This window comes from Streptomyces misionensis, assembly GCF_007896895.1.
Taxonomy (GTDB): Bacteria; Actinomycetota; Actinomycetes; order Streptomycetales; family Streptomycetaceae; genus Streptomyces; species Streptomyces misionensis_A.
On the sequence record NZ_VOGW01000136.1, the window covers coordinates 1 to 14,357 of the forward strand.

10 protein-coding genes and 3 rRNA genes are annotated in these 14,357 nt (G+C 65.9%); all 13 read left to right on the forward strand.

All coding sequences use genetic code 11. The features are described from left to right. A partial coding sequence (proC, locus tag FRZ03_RS24130; RefSeq protein ID WP_146467250.1) for a pyrroline-5-carboxylate reductase occupies positions 1-649 on the forward strand: 649 nt, incomplete at its 5' end. A gap of 655 nt (positions 650-1,304) precedes the next feature. Continuing rightward, positions 1,305-2,829: ribosomal RNA gene (locus tag FRZ03_RS24140) — 16S ribosomal RNA — on the forward strand. A 305-nt stretch (positions 2,830-3,134) separates the two neighbouring features. Further along, positions 3,135-6,257: ribosomal RNA gene (locus FRZ03_RS24145) — 23S ribosomal RNA — on the forward strand. Positions 6,258-6,329: 72 nt separating this feature from the next. After that, positions 6,330-6,446 (forward strand): 5S ribosomal RNA (gene rrf / locus FRZ03_RS24150). Together the 16S, 23S and 5S rRNA genes form the textbook arrangement of a ribosomal RNA operon. Positions 6,447-6,519: 73 nt before the next feature. Next, entirely contained in the window at positions 6,520-7,164 is a 645-nt protein-coding gene (locus tag FRZ03_RS24155) for an HAD family hydrolase (RefSeq protein WP_146467251.1), read from the forward strand. Between the two features lie 93 nt (positions 7,165-7,257). After that, entirely contained in the window at positions 7,258-8,007 is a 750-nt protein-coding gene (locus tag FRZ03_RS24160; RefSeq protein WP_261399320.1) for a VC0807 family protein, read from the forward strand. 23 nt (positions 8,008-8,030) lie between these two features. Continuing rightward, a complete protein-coding gene (locus tag FRZ03_RS24165) occupies positions 8,031-9,245 on the forward strand; it encodes an MFS transporter (RefSeq protein ID WP_146467252.1) in 1,215 nt (404 codons plus the stop codon). Beyond that, complete coding sequence (locus FRZ03_RS24170) at positions 9,196-10,368, forward strand: acetoin utilization protein AcuC (protein ID WP_146467253.1); 1,173 nt, start codon at positions 9,196-9,198, stop codon at positions 10,366-10,368. The genes FRZ03_RS24165 and FRZ03_RS24170 overlap by 50 nt, the downstream gene beginning before the upstream one ends. Before the next feature lie 132 nt (positions 10,369-10,500). Next, positions 10,501-11,307 carry a phosphatase gene (locus FRZ03_RS24175; RefSeq protein ID WP_146467254.1) on the forward strand — a complete coding sequence of 269 codons (807 nt, stop codon included), beginning with the start codon at positions 10,501-10,503 and terminating at the stop codon, positions 11,305-11,307. Positions 11,308-11,436: 129 nt separating this feature from the next. Further along, positions 11,437-11,649, forward strand: a complete 213-nt coding sequence (locus tag FRZ03_RS24180; RefSeq protein WP_070022648.1) for a helix-turn-helix domain-containing protein — start codon at positions 11,437-11,439, stop codon at positions 11,647-11,649. A 134-nt stretch (positions 11,650-11,783) separates the two neighbouring features. Further along, on the forward strand, positions 11,784-11,882 hold the full coding sequence (locus FRZ03_RS24185) for a 30S ribosomal protein bS22 (protein WP_003948845.1): 99 nt from the start codon (positions 11,784-11,786) through the stop codon (positions 11,880-11,882). Between the two features lie 232 nt (positions 11,883-12,114). Beyond that, entirely contained in the window at positions 12,115-13,176 is a 1,062-nt protein-coding gene (locus FRZ03_RS24190) for an NAD-dependent epimerase/dehydratase family protein (protein WP_146467255.1), read from the forward strand. A gap of 24 nt (positions 13,177-13,200) precedes the next feature. Then, positions 13,201-14,250, forward strand: coding sequence for a lysophospholipid acyltransferase family protein (locus tag FRZ03_RS24195; protein ID WP_146467256.1), 1,050 nt, complete (start codon positions 13,201-13,203; stop codon positions 14,248-14,250). Positions 14,251-14,357: the final 107 nt, after the last annotated feature.

Here is a 14,357-nt window from a genome sequence, read left to right on the forward strand (position 1 = left end):
CGCCGAGGCCGCCAAGTCCGCCGACACCCTGATCCTCACGGTCAAGCCGCAGGACATGGGCACCCTCCTGGACGAGCTGGCCCCGCACATCCCCGCCGACCGCCTGGTCATCAGCGGCGCCGCCGGCATCCCCACCGCCTTCTTCGAGGAGCGACTCGCCGAGGGCACCCCGGTCGTGCGCGTCATGACCAACACCCCCGCCCTCGTCGACGAGGCCATGTCGGTCATCTCCGCCGGCACCCACGCCACCCCGGACCACCTGGCCACCGCGGAGAACATCTTCGGCGCCGTCGGCAAGACCCTGCGCGTCCCCGAGAGCCAGCAGGACGCCTGCACCGCTCTGTCCGGCTCGGGACCGGCGTACTTCTTCTATCTGGTCGAGGCGATGACGGACGCGGGCATCCTGCTCGGCCTGCCCCGCGACAAGGCACACGAACTCATCGTCCAGTCCGCGATCGGCGCCGCCGTGATGCTCCGCGACAGCGGCGAGCACCCGGTCAAGCTCCGCGAGAACGTCACCTCCCCGGCAGGTACGACGATCAACGCCATCCGCGAGCTGGAGAACCACGGCGTCCGCGCGGCCCTCATCGCCGCCCTGGAGGCCGCCCGCGACCGCAGCCGCGAGCTGGCCTCCGGCAAGAAGGACTGACCCCGGCCCGGGGGACCGGCCGAGAGTTGACACACCTCGGGGCGATCCGTAAGGTACTCCGAGTTGTCCGACGTGAGCGCCGACTCCGGTCGGTCCCCGGACAGCCATTCCGTGAGCACCACCCACTCTCGACACCTCGGTGTCGAAAGTTTTGGCGTGCGTATTTGCGAAATGAGGAATCCGCGTTCGAAAGGGCGCAGGACCCCGATTAGCTCGGGAGCCGGGAATCCGCTAAAGTCTCACTCGTCGGAACGGCCCAACGGCCGGGAAGACAAACCCCCCTGACTGGGAGTCAGACGCCGAAAGGATCTGATAGAGTCGGAACCGCCGGAAAGGGAAACGCGGAAGCGGGAACCTGGAAAGCACCGAGGAAATCGGATCGAGAAAAGATCTGATAGAGTCGGAAACACCGAAGGGAAGCGCCCGGAGGAAAGCCCGAGAGGGTGAGTACAAAGGAAGCGACCGTTCCTTGAGAACTCAACAGCGTGCCAAAAGTCAACGCCAGATATGTTGATACCCCGTCCATCGGATCACCGATGGTCGAGGTTCCTTTGAAAAAACACAGCGAGGACGCTGTGAACGATCGGACTATTCCTCCGATCGTTCCGCTCTCGTGATGTGTCACCGGCTGAAATGTTTTTCGGCCGAGTAAACATTCACGGAGAGTTTGATCCTGGCTCAGGACGAACGCTGGCGGCGTGCTTAACACATGCAAGTCGAACGATGAAGCCCTTCGGGGTGGATTAGTGGCGAACGGGTGAGTAACACGTGGGCAATCTGCCCTGCACTCTGGGACAAGCCCTGGAAACGGGGTCTAATACCGGATATGACCATCTTGGGCATCCTTGATGGTGTAAAGCTCCGGCGGTGCAGGATGAGCCCGCGGCCTATCAGCTTGTTGGTGAGGTAATGGCTCACCAAGGCGACGACGGGTAGCCGGCCTGAGAGGGCGACCGGCCACACTGGGACTGAGACACGGCCCAGACTCCTACGGGAGGCAGCAGTGGGGAATATTGCACAATGGGCGAAAGCCTGATGCAGCGACGCCGCGTGAGGGATGACGGCCTTCGGGTTGTAAACCTCTTTCAGCAGGGAAGAAGCGAAAGTGACGGTACCTGCAGAAGAAGCGCCGGCTAACTACGTGCCAGCAGCCGCGGTAATACGTAGGGCGCAAGCGTTGTCCGGAATTATTGGGCGTAAAGAGCTCGTAGGCGGCTTGTCACGTCGGTTGTGAAAGCCCGGGGCTTAACCCCGGGTCTGCAGTCGATACGGGCAGGCTAGAGTTCGGTAGGGGAGATCGGAATTCCTGGTGTAGCGGTGAAATGCGCAGATATCAGGAGGAACACCGGTGGCGAAGGCGGATCTCTGGGCCGATACTGACGCTGAGGAGCGAAAGCGTGGGGAGCGAACAGGATTAGATACCCTGGTAGTCCACGCCGTAAACGGTGGGCACTAGGTGTGGGCAACATTCCACGTTGTCCGTGCCGCAGCTAACGCATTAAGTGCCCCGCCTGGGGAGTACGGCCGCAAGGCTAAAACTCAAAGGAATTGACGGGGGCCCGCACAAGCGGCGGAGCATGTGGCTTAATTCGACGCAACGCGAAGAACCTTACCAAGGCTTGACATACACCGGAAAGCATTAGAGATAGTGCCCCCCTTGTGGTCGGTGTACAGGTGGTGCATGGCTGTCGTCAGCTCGTGTCGTGAGATGTTGGGTTAAGTCCCGCAACGAGCGCAACCCTTGTCCCGTGTTGCCAGCAGGCCCTTGTGGTGCTGGGGACTCACGGGAGACCGCCGGGGTCAACTCGGAGGAAGGTGGGGACGACGTCAAGTCATCATGCCCCTTATGTCTTGGGCTGCACACGTGCTACAATGGCCGGTACAATGAGCTGCGATACCGTGAGGTGGAGCGAATCTCAAAAAGCCGGTCTCAGTTCGGATTGGGGTCTGCAACTCGACCCCATGAAGTCGGAGTCGCTAGTAATCGCAGATCAGCATTGCTGCGGTGAATACGTTCCCGGGCCTTGTACACACCGCCCGTCACGTCACGAAAGTCGGTAACACCCGAAGCCGGTGGCCCAACCCCTTGTGGGAGGGAGCTGTCGAAGGTGGGACTGGCGATTGGGACGAAGTCGTAACAAGGTAGCCGTACCGGAAGGTGCGGCTGGATCACCTCCTTTCTAAGGAGCACTTCTTACCGGGCCTGCCCGGTCAGAGGCCAGTACATCAGCGAATGTCTGATGCTGGTTGCTCATGGGTGGAACGTTGACTACTCGGCACGGTCCAGGATGGACCAGGCGCTAGTACTGCTCTTCGGGGCGTGGAACGCTGATCTGGTTGGCTGGTCGTGTCGGGCACGCTGTTGGGTGTCTGAGGGAATGAACTTCTCCTCAGTCGCCGGCCCCAGTGCACTCGGACCTTTGGGTTCGGGGTGATGGGTGGCTGGTCGTTGTTTGAGAACTGCACAGTGGACGCGAGCATCTGTGGCCAAGTTTTTAAGGGCGCACGGTGGATGCCTTGGCACCAGGAACCGATGAAGGACGTGGGAGGCCGCGATAGTCCCCGGGGAGTCGTCAACCAGGCTTTGATCCGGGGGTTTCCGAATGGGGAAACCCGGCAGTCGTCATGGGCTGTCACCCTTGCCTGAACACATAGGGCAAGTGGAGGGAACGAGGGGAAGTGAAACATCTCAGTACCCTCAGGAAGAGAAAACAACCGTGATTCCGGGAGTAGTGGCGAGCGAAACCGGATGAGGCCAAACCGTATGCGTGTGAGACCCGGCAGGGGTTGCGTGTGCGGGGTTGTGGGATCTCTCTTCTGCGGTCTGCCGGCCGTAGGGCGAGTCAGAAACCGTTGATGTAGACGAAGGACATGCGAAAGGTCCGGCGTAGAGGGTAAGACCCCCGTAGTCGAAATGTCAGCGGCTTGCTTGAGAGACACCCAAGTAGCACGGGGCCCGAGAAATCCCGTGTGAATCTGGCGGGACCACCCGCTAAGCCTAAATATTCCCTGGTGACCGATAGCGGATAGTACCGTGAGGGAATGGTGAAAAGTACCCCGGGAGGGGAGTGAAATAGTACCTGAAACCGTGTGCCTACAAGCCGTGGGAGCGTCGGAATGGAGCTTGCTCTGTTCTCGTGACTGCGTGCCTTTTGAAGAATGAGCCTGCGAGTTTGCGGTGTGTTGCGAGGTTAACCCGGGTGGGGAAGCCGTAGCGAAAGCGAGTCCGAATAGGGCGATTTTAGTAGCACGCTCAAGACCCGAAGCGGAGTGATCTAGCCATGGGCAGGTTGAAGCGGAGGTAAGACTTCGTGGAGGACCGAACCCACCAGGGTTGAAAACCTGGGGGATGACCTGTGGTTAGGGGTGAAAGGCCAATCAAACTCCGTGATAGCTGGTTCTCCCCGAAATGCATTTAGGTGCAGCGTCGTGTGTTTCTTGCCGGAGGTAGAGCACTGGATAGGCGATGGGCCCTACCGGGTTACTGACCTTAGCCAAACTCCGAATGCCGGTAAGTGAGAGCGCGGCAGTGAGACTGTGGGGGATAAGCTCCATGGTCGAGAGGGAAACAGCCCAGAGCATCGACTAAGGCCCCTAAGCGTACGCTAAGTGGGAAAGGATGTGGAGTCGCACAGACAACCAGGAGGTTGGCTTAGAAGCAGCCACCCTTGAAAGAGTGCGTAATAGCTCACTGGTCTAGTGATTCCGCGCCGACAATGTAGCGGGGCTCAAGCGTACCGCCGAAGTCGTGTCATTGCAGCATATAGCCCTAACGGGTGTTGTGATGGGTAGGGGAGCGTCGTCTGCCGGGTGAAGCAGCACCGGAAGGTAGTTGTGGACGGTTGACGAGTGAGAATGCAGGCATGAGTAGCGATTCACACGTGAGAAACGTGTGCGCCGATTGACTAAGGGTTCCTGGGTCAAGCTGATCTGCCCAGGGTAAGTCGGGACCTAAGGCGAGGCCGACAGGCGTAGTCGATGGATAACCGGTTGATATTCCGGTACCCGCTGTGAAGCGTCAAACATCGAGCATCGTGATGCTAAGGCCGTGAAGCCGCCCTGGAGCCTTCGGGCAAAGGGGAGTGGTGGAGCCGCTGAACCAAGCGGTTAGTAGGTGAGTGATGGGGTGACGCAGGAAGGTAGTCCATCCCGGGCGGTGGTTGTCCCGGGGTAAGGGTGTAGCCCGAGTGGTAGGTAAATCCGCCACTCATGCAGGGTGAGACCTGATGCCGAGCCGATTGTGGTGAAGTGGATGATCCTATGCTGTCGAGAAAAGCCTCTAGCGAGTTTCATGGCGGCCCGTACCCTAAACCGACTCAGGTGGTCAGGTAGAGAATACCGAGGCGTTCGGGTGAACTATGGTTAAGGAACTCGGCAAAATGCCCCCGTAACTTCGGGAGAAGGGGGGCCACACCTGGTGATGATCTTTACGGTCTGAGCTGGGGGTGGCCGCAGAGACCAGCGAGAAGCGACTGTTTACTAAAAACACAGGTCCGTGCGAAGCCGTAAGGCGATGTATACGGACTGACGCCTGCCCGGTGCTGGAACGTTAAGGGGACCGGTTAGCTTCACTTCGGTGGGGCGAAGCTGAGAACTTAAGCGCCAGTAAACGGCGGTGGTAACTATAACCATCCTAAGGTAGCGAAATTCCTTGTCGGGTAAGTTCCGACCTGCACGAATGGCGTAACGACTTCTCGACTGTCTCAACCATAGGCCCGGTGAAATTGCACTACGAGTAAAGATGCTCGTTTCGCGCAGCAGGACGGAAAGACCCCGGGACCTTTACTACAGTTTGATATTGGTGTTCGGTTCGGCTTGTGTAGGATAGCTGGGAGACTTTGAAGCGGCCACGCCAGTGGTTGTGGAGTCGTCGTTGAAATACCAGTCTGGTCGTGCTGGATGTCTAACCTGGGTCCGTGATCCGGATCAGGGACAGTGTCTGATGGGTAGTTTAACTGGGGCGGTTGCCTCCTAAAGGGTAACGGAGGCGCCCAAAGGTTCCCTCAGCCTGGTTGGCAATCAGGTGTTGAGTGTAAGTGCACAAGGGAGCTTGACTGTGAGACCGACGGGTCGAGCAGGGACGAAAGTCGGGACTAGTGATCCGGCGGTGGCTTGTGGAAGCGCCGTCGCTCAACGGATAAAAGGTACCCCGGGGATAACAGGCTGATCTTCCCCAAGAGTCCATATCGACGGGATGGTTTGGCACCTCGATGTCGGCTCGTCGCATCCTGGGGCTGGAGTCGGTCCCAAGGGTTGGGCTGTTCGCCCATTAAAGCGGTACGCGAGCTGGGTTTAGAACGTCGTGAGACAGTTCGGTCCCTATCCGCTGTGCGCGTAGGAGTCTTGAGAAGGGCTGTCCCTAGTACGAGAGGACCGGGACGGACGAACCTCTGGTGTGCCAGTTGTTCTGCCAAGGGCATGGCTGGTTGGCTACGTTCGGGAGGGATAACCGCTGAAAGCATCTAAGCGGGAAGCCTGCTTCGAGATGAGGACTCCCACCCACTTGATGGGGTAAGGCTCCCAGTAGACGACTGGGTTGATAGGCCGGATCTGGAAGCCAGGTAACTGGTGGAGGTGACCGGTACTAATAGGCCGAGGGCTTGTCCTCAGTTGCTCGCGTCCACTGTGTTGGTTCTGAAACCACGAACAACCATTGTGCTGGTTGTCAGTTTCATAGTGTTTCGGTGGTTATAGCGTGAGGGAAACGCCCGGTTACATTCCGAACCCGGAAGCTAAGCCTCACAGCGCCGATGGTACTGCAGGGGGGACCCTGTGGGAGAGTAGGACGCCGCCGAACAATTTTTGGGAGAAAACCCCCGCACCGTTGGTGCGGGGGTTTTCCGCGTTTCAGGCCCAATTAGGGTTGGCCTATGCGCTACGACCTCATCATCTTCGACAACGACGGCGTCCTCGTCGACAGTGAGCCGATCTCCAACCGCCATCTGGCCGCCTATCTGACCGAGCTGGGCGTCCCGACGTCGTACGAGGACTCCCTGCGCGACTACATGGGGTCGGCGATGCACCGGGTCCACGACCTGGTCCTGGAGCGCACCGGGCGCCGGCTGCCGGCGGACTTCGACGATGTCCTGCACGCCCGTATCTTCGCCGCCTTCGAGCGGGAGCTGCGGCCCGTGCCCGGCGCGGTCGACGTGCTGGAGAAGCTGGCCGCGGACGGAGTGCCGTACTGCGTGGCCTCCTCCGGCAGCCACCAGAAGATCAGGGTGGGCCACCGGACCGCCGGGCTCGACCGGTGGTTCCAGGAGGACCGGATCTTCAGCTCGCAGGACGTCGGACGCGGCAAGCCGGCGCCGGACCTCTTCCTGTACACGGCCGAGCGGATGGGCGTCGCCCCGGAGCGCTGCGCGGTCGTGGAGGACTCCCCGCTCGGCGTCCAGGCGGCCGTGGCGGCCGGGATGGACGTGTACGGGTTCACCGCGATGACGCCCCCCGAGCGGCTCACCGGCGCCACCCAACTGTTCGCCCACATGGGAGAGTTGACCGACCTGCTGATATGACCTCCGCCATCGGCGGGAGCCTGACATCTGTCATGCCGACGTCCGGACGATCGTTCCTACCGGCCCGCCCCCGCCCACGGCGAAGCTGGGGTCATGACGAAGAACACGGGGGCCGGGGGCCGGAGCGAGCAGCAGCGGAAACCGAGCGTGCTGGACACCGTCCGGCCGCTGATCGTGGACGTGGCGGTGCCCCTCGGGGCGTACTACCTCCTCAAGGACGCGCTCGGCGCGAGCACCTTCTCGGCGCTCGCCTGGAGCAGCGTGGTGCCGGCGGCGCGGACCCTGTGGAGCCTGGTGCGCGAGCGCCGCACCAACGCGCTGGCCGGGCTCATCCTGGCCGTCAACGTCGTCTCGTTGCTGGCCGGTTGCCTCTCCGGCGACCCGCGGCTGATGCTCGCCAAGGACGGCGCGGTCAGCAGCACCATCGGCATCGGCATCCTGCTCTCCGTCCGGCTCGGGCGGCCGATGATGAGCACCGGCGTGCGCCCCTTCCTGGTGAAGGGGGATCCGGCGAAGGAGGCCGCCTGGCAGCGGCTCGTCTCCGGGGTCTCGCCCCGCTCGGCGGCCTTCCGGGGGTACGAGAGGACCTTCTCCGTCGTGTGGGGCCTGGCGCTGCTCGCCGAGTGCGCGGCGCGCGTCGTGGGCGCGTACACCGTGCCGGTGGACACCATGGTCTGGCTCGGCACCGTCTTCCTGGTCGCCGCGATGGCGATCGCCTTCGTCGTCAGCGGGGCGCGGGCCGCCGAGCCGATGGAGAAGCTGCTGGCCGCCGAGACGGCCGAAGCCCTGAACTCCCCTGAAGCTGAGGGAAATTCATCTTTGGCGATATCTACCCACAGGTAGTCCGGGGCCCTACGCTCGCCGCCATGACTGATGTGCTGCGGCGCGGCAGGGCCTCGCTGGCGTTCTGCTTCTTCGCCCAGGGCGCCGCGTTCGCCCTGCTGGTGACGCGGATTCCGGCCATCCAGGACCGGTACGGCATCTCCGACGCGCTGCTGCCGGTCTTTCTGGCCGCCGTGCCGATCCTGGCCGGGGCCGGCAGCGTCACCACCGAGCAGCTGGTCAAGCGGGTCCGGCCCAGCCGGCTGCTGCGCTGGTCCCAGCCGGTGGCGCTGCTGGCGCTCCTGGGCGTCGGTGCGGGCGGGCAGGGCCGGCTGGCCTCGGTGGCGGTGGCGCTCGCGGTGTTCGGAGTGGCCGTGGGGATGCTGGACGCCTCGATGAACATGCTCGGGGTGAGCCTGCAACGGGCGTACGGGCGCAGCATCATGCTCAGCTTCCACGCGGCCTACAGCCTGGGCGGGATCGTCGGGGCGTCGCTGGCCTGGGCCGGGGCGCACTGGCAGCTGGCGCTGTGGGTGTCGTACCTGCCGGTGGTGGCCGTGCTGCTGCCGGCGACGCTGGTGGGCAGCCGCTGGTACGTCGACGGGGAGACGGCGCCGGCCGCGCAGGGGAGCGGTGGCGGGCGAGTCGTCTTCCGGCTGCTGCTGCCGCTGTGCCTGGTGATGACCTTCGCCTACATCGGGGACTCGACGGTCTCCAACTGGAGCGCCAAGTACCTGAAGGACGTGCTGGGCAGCTCGGAGCAACTGGCGACGGTGCCGTACAACGTGTACATGGTGACCGCGCTGGCCGGGCGGGCGCTCGGGGACTTCGGGGTGCGGCGGTTCGGGGCCATGGCGGTCGTACGGCTCGGGGCGCTGGTGGCGGCCGGCGGGTTCGCGGTGGTGGCGTCGGCGCCCGGGGCATGGGTGGGGATGCTCGGGTTCACGCTGCTGGGCCTGGGGCTGTGCGTGCTGGTGCCGCAGACCTTCGCGGCCGCGGGGCGGCTGTTCCCCGAGGCCTCGGACGCGGCCGTGGCGCGGCTGAACATCTTCAATTACGTGGGCTTCCTGGTCGGTTCGCCGTTGGTCGGGGCGGTGGGCGACGCCTGGAGCTATCGGGGGGCGATGCTGCTGCCGATGGTGTTGGTGCTGGTGACGCTCGTGTACGCCAGGTCGTTCGCGACTCGACCGGACCGATACGGTGGCGGGCATGAGCGGCCGCGCACAGCTGATGTGGGACGAGGCAGTAACGGGCTATGACTTCGGCCCGGGTCATCCGATGGACCCGGTCCGGCTGGCCCTGACCCGGAAACTGGTCGGTGCCCTGGGGCTCGACCGGGAACTGGAGATCGTCGCGGCGAAGCCGGCCGGGGAGTCGACGCTGCGGCTGGTCCACCGGGAGGACTACATCGAGGCGGTGAAGGCCGCCTCGGCGGACCCGGCGGGGGCGGACGGGGCGTACGGGCTCGGGACGGTGGACGATCCCGCGTTCGCCGGGATGCACGAGGTGTCCGCGCTGATCGCCGGGCAGTCGGTGGCGGCGGCGGAGGCGGTGTGGCGGGGCGACGCGCCGCACGCGGTGAACTTCACGGGCGGGCTGCACCACGCGATGCCGGGCGGCGCGTCCGGGTTCTGCGTGTATAACGACGCGGCCCTCGCGATCGCGCGGCTGCTGGAGCTGGGGGCCGAGCGGGTCGCGTACGTGGATGTGGACGTGCACCACGGGGACGGGGTGCAGGCCGCGTTCTGGGAGGACCCGCGGGTGCTGACCATCTCGGTGCACGAGCATCCCCGGACGCTGTTCCCGCAGTCCGGGTGGCCGCAGGAGACGGGCGCGGGCGCGGGGGAGGGAGCTGCGGTGAACCTTCCGCTGCCCGCCGGGACCGGGGACGCGGGGTGGGTACGCGCGTTCCACGCGGTGGTGCCCGAGCTGCTCGCGGAGTTCCGGCCGCAGGTGCTGGTCTCGCAGCACGGCGCCGACACGCACTTCGAGGACCCGCTGGCCCACCTCGCCGTCTCCCTGGACGCGCAGCGCGCCGTACAGGTGGCCTGCCACGAGCTGGCGCACGAGTACGCCGACGGGAAGTGGGTCGCGCTGGGCGGCGGCGGGTACGCCGTGGTGGACGTCGTGCCCCGGTCCTGGACGCACCTCGTGGGCATCGCCGCGGGGAAGCCGGTGGCGCCGGAGACGGTGATCCCCGAGGGCTGGCGCCAGGAGGTGTACGCCCGGACGCGCGAGCTGGGCCCGATGCGCATGACGGACGGCCGCTGGCCGGTGTCCTGGTCGTCCTGGGAGGACGGCTACGACCCGGCGGACCGCCTGGACCAGGCGATCCTGGCGACACGCCGCTCGGCGTTCCCCTTGCGCGGCCTCCTGCCCTGAGGACCTCCCCCGCCCGTCCGGGGCCGGTGGAACGGGCGGGCGGAAGGGCGGGGTGAAAGGGCGGGCGTCCGTTAGGCCGAACGTGCTGACTTCGCCCCGTGTTTCCCTTGCCGGACCGGCCAATGGGCCACCATCGCACCCGTGTTGAGGTATCTGCCGGCCGCCCGGCTGGCCGGGGTCGTGGGCACGTCCCGGGAGCGGAGTCTGCGCAGCTACCGGCTGTTCGCGGCCCGGGACCCCCGCGTGCTGATCGGGATCGATCCGCAAGGGAGTTGGGGGGAGCGGGAACTGCTCGCGCTGATGGCCGAGAGGTGTGGGGTTTCGGCCGATCCCCGGCATACTTCGGGACAGGATGTGATCGACCCGCGGCGGACCCTCGCCGCGCTGGACGCCTTCGCGGGGCGGCTGGGAGCGGCGGCACGGCGTGGTGCGCCCGTGCTCCTCGGCACCGGCCACCCCCGCCCCCTGCTCGGTTTCTACGCCGCACTCGCGGACGCCCTCTCGGCGGCGGGATGTGAGGTCCTCACCCCCGCGCAGGGTCGCTGTATCGACATATTGACCCGGTTCGGTCTACGTACGCACCGCATCGACTACGTACGACGCGTCGCGTTGGTGCGGGAAACCGAGGTCGGGCGCCCCGGTTGTGAGCCTGGCGCGCACTGCCATTCACCCCTGCCCGTCCGGGTCGCCCTGGAGGCCGCCGCGGCCGGCCCCGGCCCCCTGCCCGAGCTGGTCGTCGGTGACCACGGCTGGGTCTGCGGCGCAGGTCAGCTGGGGTTCGAGGCGATCGGGCTGGCCGACACCGACGACCCGGCGCCGTTCGTCGGCCAGGCGGAGGGCGCCGTCCGCGTCGTCGTACCCCTGGACGACGGAGCGCGGTCTAGTCACTACCGGCCGCTCACCCGCTACGTACTCAAACGCGCGTGTCTGTCACAGTAGGCCGCCGATGGGTGCACCTCTTCCCCACTCGTATCACCCGCCCCTAGTCTGGGGAGTGAGCACGCAGCGACGAAGAGTCACCGGAAGGGGAAGCCGGTGGCCGTCGAGTGCGGAAGGTGCAGGTGTGTCATGGCTGCAGCTGGCGAGAGGCCTCTGAACGAGGTTCAGTTCCTTACCGTGGCGGAGGTCGCCACGGTGATGCGAGTGTCGAAGATGACCGTGTACCGCCTGGTGCACAGCGGTCATCTGCCCGCGATCCGGGTGGGGCGGTCCTTCCGCGTCCCCGAACAAGCGGTCCACGAGTACCTCCGCGACAGCTATGTGGGGGTGGAGACGGGCTGACGACCCCCTCCGGGGGATCCCTGGAGACCCTCGATTACGACCTCGGCGCTCGGTTGGGTAGGCTAGCCCCTCGTAGGTCGTGTGGGCCCATGGCGCCCAAACAACCGAGTGATGAGAAGTGAGCGAGGGTAGTCGTGGGCTCTGTTATCAAGAAGCGGCGCAAGCGGATGGCCAAGAAGAAGCACCGCAAGCTGCTCAAGCGCACGCGCGTTCAGCGTCGCAACAAGAAGTAATCCGGTCCCGCGCACGCGGGAACCGATTGCGGCGCTCCGCGAGAGCGTGTTCTGTGGCCCTCCACCGGCAACGGTGGAGGGCCACAGGTATACCCGGACTGTCCGGTTCGTCCTGCCTGGGGAAAATCCGTCACCTCCCGCACCGGGCGTCATCACGGCGCAACACCGACCCGCTAAGTTGGCCTTCACGGGGAACGCGGAACTTCGGTACGCGGGAAGGAAGGCGCTGATCTTGGGCAAGGTCGTGCTCGTCACCGGGGCGGCCCGGCAGTTGGGCGGCCGGTTCGTGCGGCGGATCCAGCGGGACCCGGAGGTCGAGCGTGTCATCGCGGTGGACGCGGTGCCGCCCGCGCACCAGCTGGGCGGGGCCGACTTCGTCCAGACCGACATCCGCAAGCCGGCCATAGCCAGGGTGCTGGCCGAGACGGCCGCCGACACCGTGGTCCACCTCGATGTGACGGGCACCGCGCTCGGCGGCGGCAACCGGGCCACGGTCAAGGAGACCAACGTCATCGGCACCATGCAGCTGCTCGGTGCCTGCCAGAAGTCGCCGGCCGTCCAGCGGCTGGTGGTGAAGTCCAGCACCAATGTGTACGGCTCCGCGCCGCGCGATCCCGCCGTGTTCACCGAGACCACTCCGGCCAAGTCCCTGCCCAGCGGCGGCTTCGCCAAGGACACCGTCGAGGTCGAGGGGTACGTACGGGGATTCGCCCGGCGCCGGCCCGACGTGGCCGTGTGCGTGCTGCGGTTCGCCAACATCCTCGGACCGGCCGCCGACACCCCGCTCGCCTCGTACTTCGCGCTGCCGGTGCTGCCGACCGTGTTCGGCTACGATCCCCGGCTCCAGTTCGTGCACGAGGACGACGTGGTGGAGGTGCTGCGGCTCGCCGCGCACGAACCGCGCCGGGGCACCCTCAACAGCGGCACTTTCAACATCGCCGGGGACGGGGTGCTGCTGCTGTCCCAGTGCTCCCGCAGGCTCGGGCGGCCCACCGTGCCGCTGCTGCTGCCCGCGGTGACCTGGGCCGGCTCCCTGGTCCGTACGCTGGGTATGACGGACTTCTCACCGGAGCAGTTCCGGCTGCTGACCCACGGACGGGTCGTGGACACCGTTCAGATGCGCGAGACGCTGGGCTTCACGCCCCGGTACACGACGGCGGAGGCGTTCGCGGACTTCGCCCGGGGCCACGGCGCCGGGCTGCTGCCGCCCGAGACCGTCGCGGGAGCGGTCGACCGGATCGCCGCGCTGGCCCTGCCGGGCGGCGGCCGGCCCACCACGCACAGCGGCGACTAGCGCCAACCGAGGAGCGCGGTAACGATGGCGGACGCCAAGGTCATTCCCTTCGACGACGACCGGTCCCGGGGCTCCGGGAGCGGTGCCCAGCGGCCGGGGCGGCGGCGGGGTGCGAGCGGGCGCCGAGCCGGGTCCGGCAGCGGCGGCGGGGAGCTGGGTGAGGTGCAGCGGTTGCCGGGGCGGGGGCCGGAGCAGGCGGACGAGCCGGTGGAGCGGCCCGGGTCCGGTGCGTCCGGCGGGCTGGAGCAGCGGGTGGCGGCCGGGCTGGCGTTCCTGCGGCGCCGGCTGACCGGCGAGTACGAGGTCGACGACTTCGGGTACGACGCGGAGCTGACCGACCAGGTCCTGATGTCACTGCTGCGGCCGGTGTACGAGAAATACTTCCGGGTCGACGTGAAGGGCATCGAGAACATCCCGGACAAGGGCGGGGCGCTGATCGTCGCCAACCACTCCGGGACGCTGCCGCTGGACGGGCTGATGATGCAGGTCGCGGTGCACGACCGGCATCCGGCCGACCGGCATCTGCGGCTGCTCGCGGCGGACCTGGTGTTCGTGCTGCCGGTGGTCAACGAGCTGGCGCGCAAGCTCGGGCACACCCTGGCGTGCGCGGAGGACGCGGAACGGCTGCTGGAGCAGGGAGAGCTGGTGGGGGTGATGCCGGAGGGGTTCAAGGGCATCGGGAAGCCCTTCAGCGAGCGGTACAAGCTCCAGCGGTTCGGGCGGGGCGGCTTCGTGTCGACGGCGCTGCGGCAGGGGGTGCCGATCATCCCGTGCTCGATCGTCGGTGCGGAGGAGATCTATCCGATGATCGGCAACGCGAAGACGCTGGCGCGGCTGCTGGGCTTCCCGTACTTCCCGCTGACGCCGACGTTCCCCTGGCTGGGACCGCTGGGCGCGGTGCCGCTGCCGACGAAGTGGACGATCCAGTTCGGCGAGCCGATTCCGACGGACGGCTATCCGCCGGAGGCCGCCGAGGACCCGATGCTGATGTTCAACCTCACGGACCAGGTCCGGGAGCAGATCCAGCACACGCTGTACAAGCTGCTGGTGCAGCGACGGTCGGTCTTTTTCTGAAGGTCTCTTCCGACGGTCTTGTTCCGGCCGGGGATGCACGGCGGTGGGGGCGCCCGGTTCTCGGGGCGCCCCCACCGCCGTACTGCCCTAGTTCGCCTCGTTGTTGT